The sequence below is a fragment of the Vibrio eleionomae genome, assembly GCF_009874545.1.
GTDB classification, from domain to species: Bacteria; Pseudomonadota; Gammaproteobacteria; order Enterobacterales; family Vibrionaceae; genus Vibrio; species Vibrio nitrifigilis.
The window spans coordinates 1-22,929 of the sequence record NZ_WEKT01000035.1 but is presented as its reverse complement, the minus strand read 5'-3'; the positions used below and the strand labels follow the sequence as shown (position 1 = coordinate 22,929).

Here is a 22,929-nt window from a genome sequence, read left to right as displayed (position 1 = left end):
TTTATTAGTTAATGATGCCTTGGTGTTCGCCTTTCCAAATAGCAACAAACACAGACTACCCGGCAAATTGATTGCCAATAACGGAAATAGTGTGATTGCGGATTTTGACGGATTGAGAATGGTGCAAGCGCAAGGCGGCTTATTTCAAACGGTTGGTATTGTGAAATAAGATGAGATATTATGAAAACGATAAATCCTGATTGAAGTATTATGATTCATGATAGAAGAACACTTAAAAAGTCGCCCTTTGGATTTGGTGTTGTTAAAAACATTTGTTCAGGTGATAGACAGTCAGGGGTTTACCTCTGCTGCTGATGAACTGCATTTGGCTCAGTCAACCATTAGTGCTCATATTAAGCGACTAGAAACTCAGGTTGGCACATCAATTATCGAAAAGGGACAACGGACACCAGTGCCAACATCGGTAGGCCTGAAATTATTAGTTCACGCCCGTCGGTTGTTAAGTCAAAATGCCCTTGCGTGGCAAGATATTTTCGAACAACGATTAGAAGGGGTGGTTAGGCTGGGAATCCCCGATGATTATCTAGTGTACATGCCGTCTGTTCTGTCCGAATTTGAGCGTCGTTTCCCTGATGTAGAGTTACAAGTGTATTGTGGCTTAAGTGTTGAGCTGCTAGATCATATGCAGTCTAAAATGCTTGATCTTGCTATCACTACCCGGCAGCCAAACAGTCCCGGTGGTGAGGTCCTATGTCAGGAGCGAACAGTATGGGTGGGCGCCAAAGATCTTGATATACAAAAACGAAATCCGCTGCCGTTAGCTGTGTCTAAAGACGGTTTGTGTATTTTTCGTCAGCGTGGTATTGAAGCACTTAACAGTGCCGGTATTCCATGGCGAATCGCGTATACAAGCGCAAGTTTATCCGGATTAACGGCAGCGGTTAAGGCAGGGTTAGCTGTTACGATCCTAACGCCCTCAATGTTAACTACCGGTATGAGTGTGCTGACTGCATCGAATGGTATGCCGAGTTTACCGATGACTGAAATTGCCCTTCACATACAGCCACAAGCAGAAACTAACGAGGCGACGAAACGTTTAGCTGATGGAATTAGGAAGCACATCAGGTCCTCAGTTAAATAGTTGCCGATTTATTGCAACTTTTGAGTATGAAACAATAAACTAATGGTCATTCGGTAGACGTTTGAAAATACTTTTTACCTGCGACCATTAGCCGTCAAAAATGATAAAGACGGTCATCAAAGGAAAAATCAAAGTAATATGGCACCCATAAATTTCCTCTCTACTCAGCTATCCGAACAATGAAGAGGAACGTTTTCAGGAAATTTGTGACAGCTTTTTCCACAATAACTCCAACGTAAAAAGCTTCCAAGATTATGGTGGCGTTAGCTCGAGTAAAAGTCACGTTAGACGTATTATGATTTTGAAGCTGTTCGTAATGAATTGGTGTTCTTTGAATTGCTTAAATTAATAACCGTATATCTTCAATTCTCTTATTACCGAACTGATTGCTCACTTGTTGAGCGGTGAACAGCGCTTCATACGACTTCACGTCGCACGTCCAAAAGTGGGTTACAACGAGTATGGTACTTTAATATTTAGTAGTAGCTTGATTTGCACTTGGTAGTAGCAATTAGTATTAATCTTTATTTTTGGTCACGTTTAATCGTAAACGGTTTGAGCAGGGTTACTTGACTGTTTAGTATGAGACTACCTACACAGGCGGTATCAGCAATAAATCTGGAAAGGTTTGTATGATAAGGCATAATAGCCTTTTCCAGAAAAATAGTAATTTTTAGCTATTTTTCCTAAAACTTGAGTTTTGATGTTATCAGTTTCCAGAAAATTAGTCACTTCTTCAAGGCGTGCTTTCAATGGAAGGAGGGGCTGATGCCTTTCAGCATCAAACACATTTTTGCCCCAAACAGTGTTAAGTCAGTTAATGATCATTAAAGCGGTTTCTATTAGTTTCCCTCAATTTATCTAATAACAACCAATACCAAGGACAAGTTTTGTCCCAATAGCATCCTTATGTGTCCTTTAAGCCACTTTTGAGCGTCTATCCTATTGCATAAAATGACTCCATTACAGCAAAGCACAGCAATACTGGAGCACAATTATGAAAATCACACAAATTCGCAATGCAACACAAATCATCGATTATGCAGGTAAAACATTTCTTATTGACCCAATGTTAGCGCCAAAAGGCATTTACCCTGGATTTGAAGGAACAGCAAATTCACACTTACGCAATCCAACAGTTGAATTGCCTTTGCCTATTGAAAGCATCATCAATGTGGACGCAGTTTTGCTAACTCATACTCACCCAGACCACTGGGATGAAACAGCAGTAAATGTGATACCTAAAGATAAATTGATTTTTGTACAACACGAAGGTGATGAAGCTATTCTTCTATCACAAGGTTTTACCAACGTTAAAATTTTCTCTGAAGAGACTGAATATCACGGTATTTCATTTACACGTACAGTCTGCCAGCATGGCCCAGAAGCTGCTTTCCAGCATGAACAAATGGCAGAAATTTTGGGTGAAGTGACGGGCGTTATCTTCTCTCATGCCGATGAAGAAAAATTGTACGTGGTTGGTGATACGATTTGGATCCCAAGTGTAGAAGAAACCATGAAAAAAGAACAACCTGGTGTCGTTATTCTCAATACTGGCTGGGCGCATGTACTGGGCTTTGGACCTATTATCATGGGTAAAGAAGATGTACTAAAAACACACCAAGTACTTCCTAAAGCAAAAATCGTTGCGACTCATATGGGCGCAGTTAACCATGTATTGGTAACGACTCAAGAAATGCGCGAATACGCAGTTGCAAATATGATTAGCGATTTTGTGTTTGTTCCAGAAGATGGTGAAACAGTAACACTTTAGTTTGATGTTAGGAGTATGCTGGTAATGACATCTGAGACAAATATTGAGCTAGTGAAGTCTTTCTACAGGGCTATAGAGGGCAATGATTATGATGCAGTGGCTTCAATGTGCCATGAGCAATTCACTTTCTACTCACAAGTAGATACACCATTAGATATCAACGGTTTCCTTACTCAGGAAAAGGGAAATATGGACGGTTTTCCTGGCTTTGTTTTCCGTATACATGACATCTTCGCTCATGATGATAAAGTAGCTTGTTATATGATATTTGAAGGCGTTCATTCGGCACCTATGCATAATTTGCAGCCAACAGGGAAGAAGGTTCGATTTTCATTGATGATACAGCTAAAGATTAAAGACGGCAAAATCATAGAAAAACGAGCGCACTTCAATGAGGTTGATATTATGAAGCAACTACAGAGTTAGAGTTGATAACGGCACAGAGTGATTAATTGACATTGCTCTGTGCATTTTACTTTGGAAATGCCCTATGTATCTTACTGAAAAAAATACAATTCCTTCCGTTGCTGTTGTCGTCTTTAATCACTTTAGTCCGTTTCATATTTCTGTCCCGAGCATTGTGTTTGGGCGAGATACCCTAAATGAAACTTTTTTCGAGCTTAAATTTGTCGCAGGAGAGCAAGGGCCGATTTTATCTGATATCGGTATGGAAATTCATACCGAGGCGCAGTTGGATTTCTTAGAGTATTGCGACATTATCGTTGTTCCTTATTGGAGAACAATTGATGAGCGGCCTAATGAAAAACTGCTCAATGCTCTCTGTCGTGCTCATGCCCGAGGCGCATTGGTTGTCGGTTTATGTCTTGGTGGTTATGTTCTCGCTTATGCTGGCTTATTAGCGGGAAAACGAGCTGCGACACATTGGGAATTAGAACAGGATTTTAGTCAACGCTTTCCAGAAGTTTCGCTCGATACTAATGCCTTGTATGTTGAAGATAGCGGGGTGATCACATCAGCAGGTACTGCCGCAGGTATCGATTGCTGTTTGTATGTTTTCCGAAAATACTACAGCAGTACTATTGCGAATCGAGTAGCAAGAAGAATGGTTGTGCCTCCATACAGAGATGGTGGGCAAGCTCAGTTTATAGATCAACCTATACCTGTGACGACATCTGATTTACGTATCAATGCATTAATGGACAATATCAGGCGCAATATCAATCAAAAATATTCACTGGATGAGCTAGCAGATTCAGTGATGATGACCCGCCGAACTTTTACGAGAAAATTTAATAGAGCAACAGGTATGTCATTTGGAGAGTGGCTGACGGCTGAGCGACTAAACTTGGCTCAGGATCTACTTGAATCTACAGATTTGTCTATTGAACAGATTGTCGCAAAAACTGGGTTTAGCTCTGTTCTCATTTTCAGAGATAAATTTAAGGAGCGTTATGAGGTGACCCCCAACCGATGGAGGAAAACGTTCCACCAATAGTCTTAGATAAATATTCAGCGTTCCAACTAAGGTTTACCATACATTTCCTCATGTCAATTCCGATCATTAGGGAGGTCAGCGTAGCTCATTTATGTCCAATTTCGTTTTGAGGTGTGAAATTTGTTCATTGCGAAATTTTTAAGGGGGGAATAACTAGTTTTTATGTATCGGAGATTTTGTAAGAAATTTTCTTACCAAATTTATAGGATAGAGGATATATTGCTATTTTATTCCTGCATTTCTATGCTGTTTATTGTTGCATTATGAGTTTTAAATTATTGATTTGTAATGTTCGTATTTGCTGCCTTTTCTTGCACGTATCACCATTTTGGCTCCGTAAAAATTCCCCTTTCTTTTTCACATAGTTAGTTTAGTACACTCTGTCAGATCTGTCTTTAATCTCCATATCTTCTATTAAATTTTTCATGATGGTGATTCGTGTTATTTCTTGTCATTCGAGTGAGTACCCATACTCTTTATTATCTGATTATCCTTGCCGGTTAAGATCACCAATAACAGCATTAGATCCCGACGACCAAAAAATGGTCATTTCAAGCAATAAGTTGCCTAATAAAACCAAAAATTACCCTATTAGTTTTTTAGTTAATATAAAGTATTGATTTTATTGTGTGTAAAAGTGGCACTGCAATTGCTTTAGTAGATATAGCGCATTATTTAGCGTCCCAACTACTTATTGAAAGGAATTTGCAATGCCAACTCCATGTTATATCTCTATCGAAGGTCAAACCCAAGGTCTTATCACTGCAGGCGCATGTACTGCAGATTCAATCGGTGACTCTTATGTTGAAGGTCACGAAGATGAAATGTTGGTTCAAGAGTTTGACCACAGTGTCACTGTACCGACTGATCCTCAATCTGGTCAGCCTTCTGGTCAACGTGTACACAAAGCATTTAAATTCACTGTGTCATTAAATAAAGCGGTTCCTCTACTTTATAACGCACTGGCATCGGGTGAAAAAATGTCTTCTGTGACATTAAAGTGGTACCGCACTTCTATTGAAGGTAAGCAAGAAAACTTCTTCACAACGACTTTAGAAAACGCATCAATCGTTGATATCCGTTGTGAAATGCCACACTGCCAAGATCCAACAAAATCTGATTTCACACAAAACCTAACTGTGTCTTTGACTTACCGTCAAATCACTTGGGATCACGTGAACGCAGGTACTTCTGGTTCTGACGACTGGCGTAAGCCTGTTGAAGCGTAATTCGCTTTAAAAGATAAATATCTATCTAGATAGCATGATAAAAGCGCCAGTAATATTGGCGCTTTTATCGTCTTTATGAGAGTAAGTTTGTGATTTTGCTTCCGAAATAGAAAGCATTAGCGAAATTCTCAAACGCCGTTTGTGGTGGGCAAACATTTCTTTTAAAGCCGAGCGATAGTGTAAACCCGATAAGGCGTTATTGCCGGGTTTATGGGGTTTAGATTATTAAAATACAGCACAACCAATTTGGTTAGGGGTAAGCATTCAATGGCAACATTAGGTTATACATTTACCGTCGATGGTCAGGACGATGATGCATTACTTGTCACTCGTTATGAGGGGCAAGAATCTATTTCTGACTCGATCACACAATCGGGATCACCTTGCTTTGGTTTCCGTTACCAATTGGAGTTAGCGAGTCGCAATACCAGCCTTAAAGCGGAAAACATTGTCGACAAAACCGGCTTATTGACAGTATGGCTTAATGGCGAACCCGTTCAATATGTGCACGGTATTGTGCGTTCTTTTACGTTGGGTGATATCGGCCATAACCACACCTTTTATAAATTGACGCTGGTGTCAGCGTTAGAACGATTATCTCTCCGTCGTAACAGTCGTATTTTTCAAACGAAAACGGTTCAAGACATCATTTCAACGTTACTCGATGAAATGAAAATTACCGATTATTCATTCTCTTTGAAACGTACTTTATCGCAGCGAGAGTTTTGTGTTCAGTATCGTGAAAGTGACTTGGAGTTTATGCATCGTCTCGCGGCAGAAGAAGGGATTGTGTATTACATCAAACATGAAAAAGGTAAACATACCGTGATGTTTACCGATGATACTTCCAAGTTGAAAAAGTCAGTGGAAGTGCCATACAACGTACTCTCAGGTGGTGCGACTGATACCCCTTATATCTCAGCGCTTGAAGTGGATTACCAAAGCGAATCAAGCAGTGTGGTCATGCAAGATTACAGCTTTAAAAAACCGACATACGGTTTTTTGCAGGAGCAAAAGGGGCAGAATCTCGATCATCAGCAAACGATGTATGAGCATTTTGATTTTCCTGGGCGCTATAAAGACGATACGTCAGGTAAAGCCTTTAGCGAATTTCGCATGGAATATCTGCGCCGTAATGTGATTTTAGGCAAAGGATTATCGAACGAACCTGCTTTGCAAGCCGGCGTGAAATTCGCACTCACCGATCATTTGCAAGATTCGATGAACAGTGAATGGCTGGTGACGGTAATCACCCACCAAGGGACACAACTTCAAGCATTGGAAGAGGAAGCAGGGAGTGGCGGCACCACTTATTCCAACCAATTCCAATGTGTTCCGGGCAAAACGTTATGGCGAGCCGCTCCTCAGCCGAAACCTCAGGTTGATGGCCCGATGATAGCTAAGGTGGTTGGCCCATCAGGAGAAGAAATCTTTTGTGATAAAGATGGCCGCGTGAAAGTGCATTTCCCATGGGATAGAGAAAGCCAACAAAATGAAAAGAGCTCGTGTTGGGTGCGTGTTTCTCAAGGCTGGGCCGGCGGACAATACGGCTTTATTGCGATTCCTCGCATCGGCCATGAAGTGATCGTGTCATTTTTACATGGCGATCCAGACCAACCCATTATTACTGGGCGTACTTATCATGCCACTAACGTCGCTCCTTATTTATTACCCAATCATAAAACGCGTACAGTACTGAAAACTCAGACCCATAAAGGTGATGGGTCAAATGAAATTCGTTTTGAAGATGAATCTAGTATTGAGCAAATCTATATTCACGCACAAAAAGACCAAGATATTGTGACCAACAATATTCATCGCGAGTCAGTGGGCGTTGATCAACACACCCGCATTGGGCGCCATAAATACGAGATGATTACAGAAAATGAACATCGTCTGGTTGGCAAAAATGTCACCGAAGAATATGGCCAAGACCACCATCAAAAAGTGGGTCGAAATATTGTGCAGCGCGTGTTGGGGAAAGTCAGTCGTTATATTACTGGCGGGGTGATCAATAAGATTGATGGCAGTTCTGTTACCCAAGTGGCCGCTTCTGAAGAGAAAGAAATCGGCGCAAATCAAAGAATTAAAGTGAGTAACGAAAGTTATCTCAATGCGAAAACAGTGGTGTTAGAAGCCAATAGCTCACTGACCATAAAAGGGCCGGGCGGTTTTGTGAAAATTGATAGTGCGGGCGTGACGATCTCTGGAACCAAAGTGAAAATCAACGAAGGTGGCTCTCCTGATACAGGAACAGCGCCGACTATGGTCACGCCAGATGATACAGATAAACCGCAAGAACCAGATAAACCGGATCAAAGGGGTTAAATATGCCTAAAGCAGCAAGGCTTGGCGATACTGCGGGGGGGCACGGTTGTTTTCCACCAACCGCCATTATTGCCGGTAGTTCCGATGTATCGATTAATGGTAAACCGGCTGCTCGAAAGGGGGATGCCGCTTTATTACATGCATGCCCGTGTCCTTATGTGGTTCATGGTGTGCATGGACGAACGATCAATGCTGGCTCTTCAACGGTGTCGATTAACGGTAAACCCGCGGCCCGCGTGGGGGATGCGATTGATTGTGGTGGTTCGGTTGCTTCTGGTTCGGGTGACGTTTTAATTGGTGACACGCCCTACAGTTCTACAACGCAATCATGCGGTGAAGGAGCGGCGCAAGAGCAATCTACATTCTTAAAGATATTGCCATTGGCCGAACCCATATCAGCGGTCTGGAATAGTCCTGTATTCTCTTCCGATATGTTCAGTGACCTGATTCAGGAACAATTAACGAGTACGGCAGTGGATTTAGCGGTAGATAACACCTTGTCAAAATCAGCTTCAACGTCAGCAAGCTCTAGCAAGTTAACCAGCAGTTCGAGTAACAAAGCTAGTTCGACATCTTCTACGTCAAAAGTGTGAGAATAGAAAGTGCTGCCATTTCCACTTGTTAATCGCTTGAAGAACTCAAAGTGGGCGATTTGCACCAATTAGCAAGTGAGGTGAAGCAGTGATTAAGTGGGTAATTGTTGCTGTTATCGTGATGGCACTGACCATAGTTGTTGGCGGAGTAGTTAAAAAAATGAGTAATAAAATCAACCCGAAAGATCTATTTTCTGGCCCCATGCTAGAGGTGGCGCAAGCCGTTAATAGTCAGGATATTGAAAAAATAAAGCAGCTCGCATCGCAACTGGATGATATTAATGCACGGGGTGAGCATGGAGTCACATTATTAGTTTATGCGGTTATTGCCAATAAATTGGATGCAATTAAGGTGTTGATGGAGCTGGGCAGTGATCCTTCTATTGACATTCCCGAACAAGGTAATGCGGGTTACATTTCTATGTGGCACCCTGATGCAAAAGCGTTAGAGGTGCTATTGCAATCAGGCATGGATCCTAATTTAAACGAAGAAGGAGATCCGCTGATATTTCATAGTCATAATATCGATGAATCGAACTCATTGCCGGTGTTGGTGCAATACGGTGTGGACGTGAACGCTCTTAATGAAAAAGGAGAAACTCCGATATTCGGTATGCTATCGGTTCAATTTAAAAATGCTTTGTACTTACTCGACCATGGCGCTGACGGTCATTATGTTACCTCAGCAGGAATATCGGTAACTTATAGTGTGGAGTTCGAATTAGAGCATATAGATCCTAACTCGAAAGCTTACCAGACGATGTTACAGATTAAGGAAAAACTAATATCTCAAGGTGTTAAGTTTCCAGCCCTTTCTCCATGGGGAGAGCGCTTTGTTCGAGATATTGTTTTCTGTAAGGAGCCTTCAGGGTATTACCCACGTAGTGAATGCAAAATAGAAGGGGTGAATCCTTTTGTAAAAGGGCCTTCGGATGAGGTTAAGCGTCAAGATGAAGCTATTTTGAAAGAACGTTACGGTATAGAGCATCAGTTTTGAACCAATTCCCACTTGTTGAACCACATCCAAATCCACTATTCCCTGTGCTCGATAACGCTGCGGGGAAATTGGTGTATTTGTTGTTTGAGCAAGCACTCTTTCCCGCTGCCAAAGAATTCTGGGACACCATGCAATATCGAGATGATGTGCAGTGGTGCTCGTTAGTCACTGGGACACCTCTGGCTTATTTGGAAAAGGTGGCTCCCATCTTAATCTCAGTCACTGACGGTAATCCCGGAGAAACCTTGTATTACTGGCTGTGCGAAAACGAAGATTTAGCAGAGCGTTTGGGTTTTGTGGGTGTATTTGATGGTTCATTTGAATCGCTGGCTCAACATTGGCAGCAGTGGGTTTATTTTATCAGTGCTGACGACAAGACCATGATGCTGCGCTTTTATGATGAAAAAGTGCTGCCTCGTTGGTTTGAGATTTTAACACCAGCGCAAAAGCTGGCTTTTATTGGTCAGCATGACGCGGTTTACTATCCGATTCGAGAAGACGGCGTTATCCGGTTGCGTGAGTGTGAAATTAAGCAAGGCGCTGTCAAACTCGATGAGCTTAGTGAAGAAGACGCTGCGAGTTTTCCGATTACTCTGACTCAAGAGCAGCATGACCAATTTTATTATCCCGAACAGCTTGAAAGAATCATTGATCAAACCTATCGCAAAATTGCCCCTAACTCGGCATGGATCTTATCTAGAGATAAGGTGGCAGAGCAATTCTACGAGGGAATGGAGATAGCCACCCAGCGATATCGAGATGTTTCCAAGTTGGATGCTCAGACCTTTGCGTTATATCGCTTTTATATTGCTGACCGTTTCTATGAACACCCGCTATTTCAGCAAATGTTAGGCCATTTCACACTGCGTAAAGCAATCGGTAAATTCTATGAGAAAGTGCAGGCTGGTGAGGTTGAGCTTGAAGACTACCGAACCGAATTTTGGTTAGGCATTGAAGGCGAGGCGAGATTATTACCATGAACGAACATCTCAATGGTACCGCTCTCGTTGCGATGGGAGACTGGGAGAAAGACCTGCAACAGCCGGGATGGTTTATTATCGCGGATGCTGCGATAAACAGTAACGTACGCAGTTTGGTCGCCGATGATAGAGTGATGGAACAACGCCTTTATTGGGGACAAATGGGAGAGCAACATGCCTCCATTTCTCCCTACTTATTGCCAATGCCTGAGTGGCAATGGTTGAGTGACAATATTACTTCCATACCCCATTGGGGCGTAGCCGTGCAGCTTCATGAGTCTTTCCATTCTTATGAGCTTGATGAACAAATTCGGTTGGTGATGCTGCATTTTCGCGCATGGACATTGGCTGAGCTGCCAAATCAAGACACCATCATTTTGCGATTAACTGATTGGGATATTTTTAACGTGTTGTGGAACGCGACACCAAATGAACGCCTTCCTGATCTGCAAGGGCCACTTAAAACGATCGGATATTGGTCAACTGGGGATGACAATGCAATGGTGCGCCATTGTGATTTCCCACTCTCTAGCACACCAATGGTGATGCCTAATCGCTTAGATGACACTCAATATCAAGCCTTAAGCTGGTGGAATGAACGTAAGATCTTCCAACAGTATCAGGATCACCTATTTCAGCAGCACAAAATCACCCATGACTGGGACCAAGATGCTTGGCAAACCTTTATTCAAACCCATGTGGAACAGGCACGCCAGTTGGGTTTTCAACAACAGGCTGAAGTCGCCACTTTTTTAAGCCTAACGGTGCTATTAGGCGACACATTTTATCTTGCCCCTTGGGCGCAACCCATTTTGCAATCGCCCCAATTTGTGGGCAATGAAAGCCGCATGGATCGCTTAGTCGCAGAGGCGGTCAACCATATCGATGAGGAATCAACACCATCATGAGTGACAGTAAAAAGGCCGAATTATTGTCTAGTGCAGAGGCCGCGAAACAAAACTTTTCTACTGACAATGTCCTTGATGGCGGTTGTGTGGAATGTGGGTGTGAAATTTTTATTCGTTATCACTATGACAATGATAAGCCCATTGGGAATGCCTCTTTTGTTTTAACCGACAGCAATAAAACGGAAATTTCCGGACAAACTGATGCCAATGGGATGTGCAAAGTCACTAACATGGGCTGTGGTGGTTACGAATTGTTGCTTGGGGAAGGGAGTGATGAATTCAAGCCAACATCAGTGGCCGAAAATAACCCTGTCATTCAAAAGAACCCTCAATATGCAGCACTCGCTGGTGAATATTTTGCGCTCTTTACCTTACTGCGTAAGGCGGGATGTTTGGTTTACGATGCGGATGATAGCAGCAATAGCCACGTCGATGTCGATCGCGATACTTGGAATGTGCCTGATAAGTATGAAAAAGCCTACGACCGTTTCTGGAAACTGTATTACAAGATAAACCAAGGCCCGACAGAACTGCGCATAGCAGTCAACAAAATGCACTGTAGTTTGGCTGGGGAATTAGCGGGTCATGCTCAAGATAACAGTGCGATTTTGCTTTTCTGTCAAATTGCTTTGGGGTTTGTCCCTGTCGTTGGGCAAGCCATGGATCTTTACGATCTAGGCGACTGGGGTTGGCGAACCTACGAAGGAAAAAATCTCGATACTTGGCACTGGGCTGAAGGCGCTTTGGTATTAATTGGTTTTATCCCTGGTCTTGGTGATGCGACAAAAAAAACCGGCAAAGCGATCATTAACGCCTTGAAAAAATCCGATTCACGGTCGATTCAGTTTGCTATTAAAATTCTGCGTGGGTTATCCAACGGCAATATCGTTAAGTACCTAAAAGGGTTAGCTAGTACCTTAAAAGAATACGCTAAAAAAGCACTCAGTCTGATGGATCAAATTATTGATGGCTTAAAGAAAGTCGTCAACGAAAGTGACAGTTGGATCGTCAAACTCGCTGCGGGTGCTTTTGAAGGCATCATTAAAGCGATGGAAACGCTCGAGAAAAAAATCGATCAAATGATCAACTGGCTTATCAAGCAAGTGGAAAAATTCATTGGGAAAGTGACCACGCGAATTACCGGAACGAGTGCGCCGAAAAAAACATTGAAAGATGCTCAGCAACTCAATGCTGGTAAGGCCGACTTAACCCATGGCGATGGTAGTGCACAAGCGTCCAGAGAAGCTAAGGTTACAGAAAGTGAATCGGCAGCAAGCACCAATACACATGAATGCACTGGAACGGAACCTATCGATTTAAACACGGGTAAAATGCTAGAAACTCGTACCGATTTCACCGTCGATGGTCTAATGCCTCTCTCGATGACTCGTTATTACCAGTCGACAGGTAAACGTGAAGCTGGTTTATTGGGCCGTTTGTGGCGCACCAATTGGGATATCAGCTTAGAGATCAATGGCTCAGAGGCAGAATGGGTCGATTATGATCATAGCCGAGCACTGTTCCCGCTTCCTAGCGCAGATGAACCGGCACTTTCTATGCGTAAGCCTGGTTGGGTTCTGCAGCGTGATGGGTTTGATTTCACCCTAACGAATGTGTCTGGCCTGCAATATCGGTTTGGGTATGCATTGGGCAATACCCTTAAACTGAGCAAAATTACCGACGGGTTTGGTCATGAAACCGAATTCGTTTACGACCGTGGCACACTCAAAGGTGTGTTGTTGGCCGATGGACGCTATGTCAAAGTCGCGACCCAACAACGCCGAATTGAATCGGTAATCTTGTGTGATGCAAGCGGTGAGCCTTTAGAAACATTGGCGACGTACGATTACGATGCGTATGGCAGTCTATTACAAGTGCGCGCAGGCCCCGGCTGTAACTTTGATTATCAATACGACAAACAAGGTTATCTTATTCGCTGGGATGACTTAGCCCATACCTGGGTTGAGCACGATTTTGACGAGCAAGGGCGGGCGATTGCGACACGTTGCTCTGGCGATTTTTGGTGGGATAAAGTGCGCTATGATGATGAGCGCCATATTACTTACCACCATGATGCGTTGGGCGGGGTGGTGCAATACCATCTGGATGAGCGGAATCGTGCCATAAAAGTAGTGGCTGCCGATGGCGCTGAAACCTTGCAAGAGTGGCAAGGCGAGTTGCTTTCCGCCATCGTCAATCCACTTGGAGAGCGCACGGAATACACTTACGATGCGTTAGGTAACCTCACTTCGGTCACATTACCTTCAGGCATTGCTCACCAATATCTATACAATGATGCTGGGCAGCTAACAGCTTATGTCAATCCATTGGGCGCCAGTTGGGCGTTAGAGTATCACGTTGCGGGCACTCTCAAATCAGTAACCGACCCGGATGGTCATCAATGGTGTTATGAATACAATGAGCACGGTTTACGCACGTTAAGCCAAGGCCCTGATGCGCTTGCGGTTCGTTATGATTATGACGACTTTGGTCGCTTAGTGCAGTTACGCCCAGAGATGGGTGAAGCGGTGAGTTTTGCTTATGACACGTTAGGCCGCTTAGAAGCGCGCACTATCGCCAATCAAACCCGTCGCTGGCGCTATGAAGATGCGCAGCGCATGCCAAGCCAAGTGTGGTATGAAGATGGTACCCACGCCAGCTTTAAATACGACATTGAAGGCAACCTTATTAAGGTAACGGATGCGCTGGGTAATGCATCAACCTTTACTTATGGGGCGTTTGATAAACTGCTCTCGGCGACGGACCCAATGGGTTCGGTCACCCAGTATCACTACAACCCGATGGCGGAGTTTGCTGGGGTCACCAACAGCCAAGGTCGCCAGTGGCGTTATGAGTTTGATGCCTGTGGTCGCATTCATACCGAGCGCCATTACGATGGACGTCAAGAGCGTTACCAATACGACTTGGCAGGGCGGTTGGTGCAACACACCAAGCCCGACCAACACGCCTTAACCTACCTCTATAACCAAGATGGACAGTTAACCGAAAACCACACCTTCGACCCACAGGGTGAACGCACCAGTCGCACTTGGTATGAGTATGACGATGCCGGGCGTTTAATCAGTGCAGAAAACGGCGATATTGACGTGGTGATGCAATACAGCTTAGGTGGTCAACTGTTGCAAGAGAGCCTAGGTGGCGTGCCGTTGACTCACCATTATGATAAAGCGGGCTATCGCGAACAACTGACCGGCACTCACACTCCACGCCAATACCAATGGCAACAAGGTCAGCTAGCTGGGCTGCAAGTGGGTAACCACCAAGCGTTACAGTTTAACTACACCCCCATGGGGTTAGAGCAGCAACGCTTAAATGGCCAAGGTTTTCACCTACATCACGATTGGGATGAGAAAGGGCGATTACAAGCGCAGCGCTTGGGTACGCACACTATCACAGGGATGCCACAAGCGTTACGGGAATACCACTACGATAACCTCGACCGCTTAGTGGGCATTGATGATAGCCACTGGGGTAGTGAACGCTTTGAGCTTAACCGTAATGGCCAAATCACCCAACGCACTTTTACACCCCACAAGGGCAGCCAACGCCAATTTGTGACCTTGTTTGGTTACGACAGCGAACTGAACTTAAATGAAACGGCCAGTGCCACACAATACACCGATAATGTGGTGCCGATTAGCCAAGCGATACTGACCAAAGAAGCACGCCACTACGATAACGCAGGGCGAGTGGTGCAAGTGGGGCGCTTTACCTACCATTACGATGAGTGTGGTCGGGCAATACAAAAAGTAGAACGTAAAGAGGGCTTTCGCCCACAAGCGACTCGCTTTACGTGGGATGAGCATGACCGCTTAACCCGCATCGAGCTGCCAAGCGGGGAACGCTGGCGCTACCGCTACGATGCCTTTGGGCGACGAGTCGCCAAAGAGTGTGAACAAGGTGCACAAGCGAGCCACCAAGTGCACTATCTTTACGATGGCGCGCAGGTGATTCAGCAAACGCTGAAAACGGCTAATGGTGAAGCCTTACAAAGCACAGAATATATATACGAACCGGGCTCGTTTAGACCGGTCGCGCAAGTTGATACTAACCATACGCTCGCTATTGAAAAACTGCATTACGTGGTGACCGACCACGCCGGTACCCCACGGGAGCTGTGCGCAGAAGACGGTGATATTGTGTGGCGTGGCGAACAAAGCTTATGGCATCGCCATACTCAAACATTACAGAGTAATGTGAAGCGGCTATTTGAAGATGCCGCCAACGACCCAGTACACTGTGACCTGCGTTATCAAGGTCAACTTGAAGATAAAGAATCCGGGCTTTACTATAACTTAAATCGTTATTACGATGCCGACAGCGGCCAGTATCTCAGCTCAGACCCAATAGGGATGCTGGGCGGATTGCGACCTCAAGCGTATGTGCATAACCCGATGGAGTGGGGAGATCCTTATGGATTGGCTGGTTGTTGGGTTATGCAAAGTTCTAATAGTAGCGATTGTGATTATGTTTTAGAGTTAGATAGCTCTGTTTATCCAGAAACGGCTAAACACATTAAAGATGCAATTGATAAAGGACACCCTAATGTAGTTACGATAGACAGAACTCTGGCTAAGGCAAATAGAAAAACGAGTTTAAAAGGTATTAAAACTATGACAGGTAAAGACCGCGATGAATGGCCTATGGCTATGTTTAAGGAGGGGGGGGAAGGAGCTAGTGTAAGATATATTGATCCTTCTGATAATAGAGGGGCAGGTTCAAGTATCGGTAATGCATTATCTGAATTACCAGATGGCACGCGAATTTTATTTAGGATAAAGTAAATGTTAATTAAAGAATTTGATCTTATGATATCGCACAATCAAATTAGGTTAGAGAATACACCTTACAGAGAGGATTATTGTGACTGGGGCAAAGTAAATATAGAGTTAGGAGCGCTGATTTTTGAAAGTTTTGTTTCTTTTGATCCTCTTCCTGATGACGCTTTTGGTGCTAAAGTTTCAATTTATTTAGAAGATAGTCATAATTTAAATAGTGATATTCAGCGTTCGATAAAAGTTCCATTTAAATATTCTAGTAAAGAAAAATTATACATAGCATCTGCATTTGAAAGATATGAAGTTAATATAAATATTGATAGTGGTATGTATGAATTATACTTTGATATATTAGAGTTAGAAGAGATTTGTTATAATTTTACTTTGATTAAAGTTAATGANGTGATGATTTTGGTGGGGTAAAAGGTAAAACTATTCCTATTGGTAAATTATAAACTCATTTTTTAATTATTTTTAATAAAAATAATTAGGAGCGTACTTTTAATTTGTAGTTTAGTCGCAAAAATAAAATGGTTAGTGTCAAAAAACAGGGCAGATCTTGTATCTTGCCTTTTTGACTAACGGTATGATTAATAGAAGAATATAATTTACCTACCACTACGATGAGTATGGTCGGGCATTACAAAAAGTAGAACGTAAAGAGGGTTTTTGCCCACGACGAATTTAAATGGGGCACACACCGTTAAATATTGTTGTGTTAAAGGTTCTAACTCAAAGAGTCTGCAGGTAAAGTAACGCACAGCCTATTCAGGGATGATTGAAATTATTGGTATTAGTTAAGTTATTGTTTTAAGTAGAAAGGTGATTATAGGTGTAGTGAAAAACAGAATATGCTGTCGCAGTCTATAGGTTGGGTGTTCTATTTATTAAGAAATCGTCAGACCCAGCATTCTTTTTCTACCGAGCTTAGCTTTGGCATTTTGGAGTTCTATGGTTGAACCAACCCAAGCTCTGGGCTTCTTCTCTAGTTCAGTACATAGCGTTAAACATTCTTGTTGGGGGAGGGACAACCGTTCGAGTATGACGGGTATGCGGTTATTGATATGCCCGCGCTTATCGTCTCTTATTTGCCTTCCTACCCAATCGACTAACTCAATATAATCCATCAAACGAAATGGTATCCCCTGATGCTTATCTTGGTGTTCATGTCCCATAAAGTTAGCGAGCGATGGAGTGTGGGTTTCGCCACGTTCTAAGCTACCCAATCGAGCTTGTATCGAAGTGTGATCGGATTGTTCAGGTGAGTCAGCCATTTTTGCTCTTATAGGATTGAGATCGACATAGGCCATGGCGGAAAGCAGCGCTTTTTCGTCTAATAAGGCTTGAGATTTAAATCGCCCTTCCCAAAAACGGCCAGTGCATTGGTCTTCTTTATTAGCTTGCACGGCAATGTCATAGTTAAGCTCTCTCATAAACCAACTTAGGGAATACAAGCGGTGACGCCAAGTCTTAATCAGTTGGCTGCAAGTGTATGATTCGGCTTTGGACGAGATTTGGTTTGCCAGCCAACGTTGAATAATGTTAGGGATTTGATGTTCACTGCACCATCGTTCAACGACTTCTAGGTCTGAAAGGGAGAGAGCGGCTTCTTTATCAATAAATGCTACGAGGTGGTAATGATTACTCATAATGGCGTAAGAACAAATCCGAATACAATAGACGGAAGTGAGAGCCAGCATACGTTGTTCAACCCAAGCCCTGCGGTGTTCGTAAGACTTGCCGGTGACACCATCTTTGCCACAGAGGAAAGAGCGGCGTACACAACGCGAAACACAGTGATAGTAAGGTGTCACTTCAGGACAAATGAGTTGAGATCTGGCCGTTGTCATATGCTGTCTCGGGCAATATAAGAGTTATCAATCATGATGAATTTACGATAGATACGATATAAACCGAGCGACAACTTACGCCTGAAATCAAAGAAATATCGGGTAACTAGAGTGGTTTAGTGAACACATGTTAGGGTGTGTGATGGGATGGTCACTCCGTCAATAGGCATCGCAATGTGCCATGATTGAAGTGATATAAACAATCAATTGAATACGGAGTGACCACCATGAAATGTAGCGTAATTAGTATCGATTTGGCAAAAAATGTTTTTCAAATCTGTGCGTTAGATGAAAAAAGGCAAGTGCTATTCAATAAAAAGGTGAAAAGAACCCAACTTCTCCAAGAACTGGCTCTATTTGAACCCACGTTGGTTGTCACGGAAGCCTGCTATTCTTCTAACCCTTGGGGGCGTCGCATTCAGGCTCTTGGTCATACTGTTAAATGTGTTCCTGCATTCATGGTAAAACCTTTTGTTGTGGGAGGGAAAAACGATAGGAATGATGCGCTAGCCATTGCTGAAGCGGCTCTTCGACCTAAAATTCGATTCGTTGAAATCAAATCCGTTGAACAACAAGATATTCAGTCTCTTTTCCAAATTAGACAACTCCTTATTCGTCAGAAGAATGCTTTGAGTAATCAGCTTCGGGGGTTGTTAGCTGAGTATGGTGAAGTGATGCCTAAAGGGTATGTTCATCTTCGAAAATTACTCCCTGATGTTCTTGAAAATCCCAACAATGAACTATCCAATATCTCCCGAGAATTCTTTCATCAAATAAACGACAATATCTTAGCCATTTCTAATCAAATCAAAGAAATTGAAACTAAAATTGAATCACTAATTCAAAACAAACCCTCTCATCAGCGTATTTCCCAGATACCAGGTGTTGGCCCAATTATCTCTTCTGCTATTCATGCGTTTGTCAATGATGCCAGCGCCTTTAAAAATGGCCGACAATTTTCAGCATGGATTGGATTAACACCTAAGCAATATGCGAGCGGCGAAACTAACCGTCTTGGGAATATAACCAAGCGAGGAAACTCAGCACTACGCCGGTTACTAATACAAGGAAGCCATATTCTCATCATTCATTGTGAAAAAACGGATACCCCCTTTAACCTCTGGCTTAGACAATTAAAACAAAGAATGCCTAGAGGAAAGTGTGTCGTTGCCGTGGCGAATAAACTAGCGAGAGTCATTTGGCATATATTGGCTCATGATGAAGCCTTCAGTCAGGAAAAAGTATGTTACTAACAAGCAAATTTTAGTGACGAACTCAAAGTAACGAACCCATTTAAAGGAACTCTGCAGTCTAACGGCAAAAAAGCACAGTAATGAATTAAACGACCAATGTCTTACCCGGAACCTCTGCAAGGACTACTGCCATAAAAGGCATCGTGTGTGATAAAGGCGGGTAAGACTTTTTGAAACTCATTAGGGCGCGATACGCGAAAGTATCATTCAGACGCCGGATATATGTTATAAGGCCGATTTTCATTACGTATGACTTAATGCTGCCTGCAAGGAGCGTGTATGACATAGCTAAACGATCTTTAATTTTATTGACTCAGACGAAGTGACCATATATGTCCTTATTAAATTTGTTTGGATTTGTCACCGATGGAGCTTGAAGCCTTAAGAGCAGCAATTTCAGATAAATTTATGGATAGTCAACGTTGGGTTGTCATGCCTACGGGACAGGTTAAGGATGAATATGGAACTGAAGTGTATAAGCGTGGTTATGTTAATTCATTGAAGAAGGTACTTTTTAGTTAATGATCATAGAAATAGTGAGTTAAGACATTTATCTCGTATGTTGATATGTGATAAGTTGACTATTCGTAAGTAATTGTGGGGCCTGCTGATGTAATATGGATATTCCTGATAACTTAATTAACGAAATAAAACGAGGGAAAGTAATATTGTTCTTGGGGGCAGGGGCCTCTATGGGAACAACTACTAAGTCTGGTGATAAAAGTATGTATAGTGCTGTAAAATTAAAAGAAGCACTATGTGATCGATTCCTTGGTGGAAAGGATAAAGAGCTTTCTCTTGCAACTGTAGCTGAGTTGTCAATTTCAGAATCTGACTTAGTTACCGTTCAACAATTTATTTGGGAAATATTTCGAGATTTTGAACCAGCAGACTTCCATAATCAACTTCCTAAATATAAATGGTCGAATATCTTTACTACAAATTACGACTTACTTATTGAGAAAGCATACGATCGATATACTGAAGAATGCCAGCATCTAGTCCCAATAATACGAACAACAGATCGTATGGATTCATTGGTTAAACCTCCAGAGGATTTAGCATATATAAAGCTACATGGATGTATATCTCATATAGATGAAGTTGATCCTGAACTTATTTTAACTATAGATCAATATGTTACTCATAGACACAAAAGAACTACTCTTTTTGAGCGCCTTAAATCTTTAGGTGCTAGTCATACTATTCTTTTTATCGGCCATAGCTTAGAAGATTCTGATATTCGTCAAATATTGCTAGAAATACAAGAGATTACACGAAGTAGACCAAGATACTACGCTCTAATGTTAGATTTCAATGAACGACATGAGAGAATGTGGGAAGGCAAGCGGGTTACCCTTATAAATGGTACGTTTAAAGATTTTATGGCGGCATTGGATGATAAAATTTCAGAAATTGAACGAGTTGTACTTTCATCAAATGAACAACAGCATCCTATTGAAAGAAAATTTATATCAAATGAATCATCTTTAACTCCTAAAGCTATCTCTGAATTATCAAACTCATTGATATATGTAAATGGTTCTATGGCTATAGATAGTGTCAATCCAAAGATGTTTTATAAGGGATATTCTCAGAGTTGGGCCCCAATAGCACAAGAGCTTGATGTGAGAAGACGTATTTCTGATGAAATTATATCGGACATTATCCTTGCAGACGAAATAGAAAGAGATACAACGTTTTTTGAATTATTTCATCTATCTGGATTTGCTGGTTCAGGTAAGTCTGTAATTCTTCGCAGAGTCGCATGGGATTCTGCAATTGATTATGACAAAGTATGTTTATATTGGGATTCGAATGAAAGAATACCAGTTGATGTATTAATTGAAATAGCAGAAAAAGTTGGAGAAAGAATATTTTTATTTATAGATAAAGCCTCTAATCATATTCACGATCTTCTAGCTTTAAGTTATAAATTCAATCATGCATCATTAGCAATTACTTGTATTGCTTCCGAACGGACTAATGAATGGAATATTGAATGTGTACCGTTACAAAGTATCTTATCCGATAAACTAGAAGTTGGCTATTTATCATTCAAAGAAATAGAAAGACTTATTGAACTGTTGGATCGTCATAATGCGTTAGGAGAATTAAAAAGTCTTTCGTTAGAGAAAAGGAAAGAGGCTTTTTCTGAAAAGGCTGGGCGTCAAATTTTAGTTGCATTACATGAAGTGACAATGGGGAAACCATTTGAACAAATTATAAGAAATGAATATGACAATATTGTCCCCAGAAAAGCCCAATTAATTTATAGAACTATATGCATTATGAATAGATTTAACGTTCAGGTAAGAGCAGGGATTATAAACAGGGTTCATGATGTAAGTTTTGAAGAATTTACAGAACGATTTTTCTCACCTTTAGAATCTGTTGTAAAAGTTACTAGATATGAAGCTGCTATGGATAATGCTTATGTTGCGCGACATCCAATAATTGCAGATATGGTTTTTGATTATGCTTTAGGAACAGAAGATGAACGGCTTGATATATATCTATCTTTATTAAAGAATTTAGATATTGGTTATAGTGCTGATAGAGCTGCATTTAGAGAGTTAATAAAATATAGACATTTATCGGAAGTTTTTAACTCTGAAGATAGAATTGAAAAAATATATAGCCAAATAGGCGATGTATGTGGTGATGATGACTATTATTATCAACAGATCGGCATTTTTTATATGCGAAAAAAATCACCAGACTTTAAAAAATCAGAAGATTATTTAAATCTTGCGGAAAAGTTTGCAAAGTATAATCCTTCAATCCGTCATTCATGGGCTGAATTAGAGTTGGCGAGAGCTAAAAAGGCTACTGGGTTAGATAAAGAAAGGCTATTAAACAAAGCAGAACGCATAGCTAAAGATATATCTCAACAAGATAAAACAACCTCACATTCATTTGATACTCAGTGCAAGATTGCACTACAAAGATTAGAAGATGTTATTCATAATGAAGATGTAGAAATAATTACAGATGCTATTAAAAATGCTGAAAATATTATACAAAAGGCATTAAATAATTTTCCTGATGATGAGATAATTTTATCNGAAGAAGCTAGTTTTGCCCGACTGGTATCTGATGATAAACGAGCTCTTACTGCTTTAGAACATGCTCATAAAATTAATCCTGCTAATGGTTTCTTATCGAATAGGTTAAGTCAAATATATTTATCAGGTGATATCCCTAATGTAGAAAAAGCAAAAGAAGTATTAAATAGAACTCTTGATGCAAATCCATTAGATAAAAGTGCTCATGCTGGATTAGCAAGAATATATTCTTTATATGATAGGGATGAGAAGCAGAGCGCAGAGCATCACTGGCGACGATCGTTTACTGATGGTGATAAAAATATAATTAATCAATTATGGTATTGTAGACAACTTTATATTAATGGTAAGTATAAAGATTATAAGGAACAATTGGAAAAGTTAAAAACCATAAGACTTCCACCTAAAACTCGACATTCTGTTCGAGGTGTTTTGTTAGGAAATGATCCGCTCCAGCTGTTTTGGACACTGAGTTAAGTGAGTACAATCACTAACGAGGTGAACAATGACAACTAAGAAAACTAGAATTAAACATTCCCCTGAATTTAAAGCAGAAGCCCTAAAACTAGCAGAGAGAGTGGGAGTAGCTGCG

At 41.8% G+C, this 22,929-nt stretch carries 17 protein-coding genes and 1 pseudogene; 16 read left to right on the top strand and 2 right to left on the bottom strand.

All coding sequences use genetic code 11. From position 1 onward, the window contains the following. The first annotated feature begins 22 nt into the window (after positions 1-22). Positions 23-169 carry a hypothetical protein gene (locus F9817_RS16170; RefSeq protein ID WP_161157194.1) on the top strand — a complete coding sequence of 49 codons (147 nt, stop codon included), beginning with the start codon at positions 23-25 and terminating at the stop codon, positions 167-169. A 48-nt stretch (positions 170-217) separates the two neighbouring features. Then, complete coding sequence (locus F9817_RS16165; RefSeq protein WP_161157193.1) at positions 218-1,102, top strand: LysR substrate-binding domain-containing protein; 885 nt, start codon at positions 218-220, stop codon at positions 1,100-1,102. A gap of 606 nt (positions 1,103-1,708) precedes the next feature. On the opposite strand, the gene F9817_RS16160 is transcribed toward F9817_RS16165, so the two are convergent. Then, the gene (locus tag F9817_RS16160; RefSeq protein ID WP_161157192.1) at positions 1,709-1,891 is read right to left on the bottom strand and encodes a hypothetical protein; all 183 of its coding nucleotides are present in this window, start codon (positions 1,889-1,891) and stop codon (positions 1,709-1,711) included. Positions 1,892-2,099: 208 nt separating this feature from the next. Between F9817_RS16160 and F9817_RS16155 the strand changes: the two genes are divergently transcribed. The 11 genes and pseudogenes from F9817_RS16155 (at position 2,100) to comJ (ending at position 16,589) form a co-directional block, all read left to right on the top strand. Further along, entirely contained in the window at positions 2,100-2,876 is a 777-nt protein-coding gene (locus F9817_RS16155; protein WP_161157191.1) for an MBL fold metallo-hydrolase, read from the top strand. Between the two features lie 24 nt (positions 2,877-2,900). After that, a complete protein-coding gene (locus F9817_RS16150; protein ID WP_161157190.1) occupies positions 2,901-3,302 on the top strand; it encodes an ester cyclase in 402 nt (133 codons plus the stop codon). 64 nt (positions 3,303-3,366) lie between these two features. Continuing rightward, positions 3,367-4,332, top strand: a complete 966-nt coding sequence (locus F9817_RS16145; RefSeq protein WP_161157189.1) for a GlxA family transcriptional regulator — start codon at positions 3,367-3,369, stop codon at positions 4,330-4,332. Positions 4,333-5,042: 710 nt separating this feature from the next. Next, the gene (locus F9817_RS16140) at positions 5,043-5,561 is read left to right on the top strand and encodes an Hcp family type VI secretion system effector (protein ID WP_161157188.1); all 519 of its coding nucleotides are present in this window, start codon (positions 5,043-5,045) and stop codon (positions 5,559-5,561) included. Between the two features lie 267 nt (positions 5,562-5,828). Further along, positions 5,829-7,889 carry a type VI secretion system tip protein TssI/VgrG gene (tssI, locus tag F9817_RS16135; RefSeq protein WP_161157187.1) on the top strand — a complete coding sequence of 687 codons (2,061 nt, stop codon included), beginning with the start codon at positions 5,829-5,831 and terminating at the stop codon, positions 7,887-7,889. A gap of 2 nt (positions 7,890-7,891) precedes the next feature. After that, positions 7,892-8,188 (top strand): annotated as a pseudogene (locus tag F9817_RS24550) (PAAR domain-containing protein); the annotation flags it as partial. A 382-nt stretch (positions 8,189-8,570) separates the two neighbouring features. Then, positions 8,571-9,479, top strand: a complete 909-nt coding sequence (locus F9817_RS16125) for an ankyrin repeat domain-containing protein (protein WP_345789738.1) — start codon at positions 8,571-8,573, stop codon at positions 9,477-9,479. Next, positions 9,476-10,459, top strand: a complete 984-nt coding sequence (locus F9817_RS16120; protein ID WP_161157185.1) for a DUF4123 domain-containing protein — start codon at positions 9,476-9,478, stop codon at positions 10,457-10,459. The genes F9817_RS16125 and F9817_RS16120 overlap by 4 nt, the downstream gene beginning before the upstream one ends. Then, positions 10,456-11,367, top strand: a complete 912-nt coding sequence (locus F9817_RS16115; RefSeq protein ID WP_161157184.1) for a DUF4123 domain-containing protein — start codon at positions 10,456-10,458, stop codon at positions 11,365-11,367. The genes F9817_RS16120 and F9817_RS16115 overlap by 4 nt, the downstream gene beginning before the upstream one ends. Beyond that, positions 11,364-16,172, top strand: coding sequence for a DUF6531 domain-containing protein (locus F9817_RS24310; protein ID WP_161157183.1), 4,809 nt, complete (start codon positions 11,364-11,366; stop codon positions 16,170-16,172). Before F9817_RS16115 ends, F9817_RS24310 begins: the two co-directional genes overlap by 4 nt. Then, the gene (gene comJ / locus F9817_RS16105) at positions 16,173-16,589 is read left to right on the top strand and encodes a competence protein ComJ (RefSeq protein ID WP_161157182.1); all 417 of its coding nucleotides are present in this window, start codon (positions 16,173-16,175) and stop codon (positions 16,587-16,589) included. A 464-nt stretch (positions 16,590-17,053) separates the two neighbouring features. Here comJ and F9817_RS16100 read toward each other — a convergent pair whose 3' ends face one another. Beyond that, the gene (locus F9817_RS16100; protein ID WP_161157181.1) at positions 17,054-18,016 is read right to left on the bottom strand and encodes a transposase; all 963 of its coding nucleotides are present in this window, start codon (positions 18,014-18,016) and stop codon (positions 17,054-17,056) included. 227 nt (positions 18,017-18,243) lie between these two features. Between F9817_RS16100 and F9817_RS16095 the strand changes: the two genes are divergently transcribed. The 3 genes from F9817_RS16095 to F9817_RS16085 all read left to right on the top strand — a co-directional run bounded on the left by F9817_RS16095 (position 18,244) and on the right by F9817_RS16085 (position 22,814). Beyond that, positions 18,244-19,269 (top strand): IS110 family RNA-guided transposase, encoded by a 1,026-nt coding sequence (locus F9817_RS16095; RefSeq protein WP_161157180.1) that lies wholly within the window; start codon positions 18,244-18,246, stop codon positions 19,267-19,269. A 366-nt stretch (positions 19,270-19,635) separates the two neighbouring features. Next, the gene (gene gmtX, locus F9817_RS16090; protein WP_202436493.1) at positions 19,636-19,791 is read left to right on the top strand and encodes a gamma-mobile-trio protein GmtX; all 156 of its coding nucleotides are present in this window, start codon (positions 19,636-19,638) and stop codon (positions 19,789-19,791) included. A 95-nt stretch (positions 19,792-19,886) separates the two neighbouring features. Then, complete coding sequence (locus tag F9817_RS16085) at positions 19,887-22,814, top strand: P-loop NTPase (RefSeq protein WP_161157179.1); 2,928 nt, start codon at positions 19,887-19,889, stop codon at positions 22,812-22,814. Positions 22,815-22,929: the final 115 nt, after the last annotated feature.

Coding starts and splice junctions, on each gene's coding strand:
- F9817_RS16165 (WP_161157193.1), top strand. CDS start 218: ATGATAGAAGAACACTTAAAAAGTCGCCCTTTGGATTTGGTGTTGTTA.
- F9817_RS16155 (WP_161157191.1), top strand. CDS start 2,100: ATGAAAATCACACAAATTCGCAATGCAACACAAATCATCGATTATGCA.
- F9817_RS16150 (WP_161157190.1), top strand. CDS start 2,901: ATGACATCTGAGACAAATATTGAGCTAGTGAAGTCTTTCTACAGGGCT.
- F9817_RS16145 (WP_161157189.1), top strand. CDS start 3,367: ATGTATCTTACTGAAAAAAATACAATTCCTTCCGTTGCTGTTGTCGTC.
- F9817_RS16140 (WP_161157188.1), top strand. CDS start 5,043: ATGCCAACTCCATGTTATATCTCTATCGAAGGTCAAACCCAAGGTCTT.
- tssI (WP_161157187.1), top strand. CDS start 5,829: ATGGCAACATTAGGTTATACATTTACCGTCGATGGTCAGGACGATGAT.
- F9817_RS16115 (WP_161157184.1), top strand. CDS start 10,456: ATGAACGAACATCTCAATGGTACCGCTCTCGTTGCGATGGGAGACTGG.
- F9817_RS24310 (WP_161157183.1), top strand. CDS start 11,364: ATGAGTGACAGTAAAAAGGCCGAATTATTGTCTAGTGCAGAGGCCGCG.
- F9817_RS16100 (WP_161157181.1), bottom strand. CDS start 18,016: ATGACAACGGCCAGATCTCAACTCATTTGTCCTGAAGTGACACCTTAC.
- F9817_RS16095 (WP_161157180.1), top strand. CDS start 18,244: ATGAAATGTAGCGTAATTAGTATCGATTTGGCAAAAAATGTTTTTCAA.
- gmtX (WP_202436493.1), top strand. CDS start 19,636: ATGGAGCTTGAAGCCTTAAGAGCAGCAATTTCAGATAAATTTATGGAT.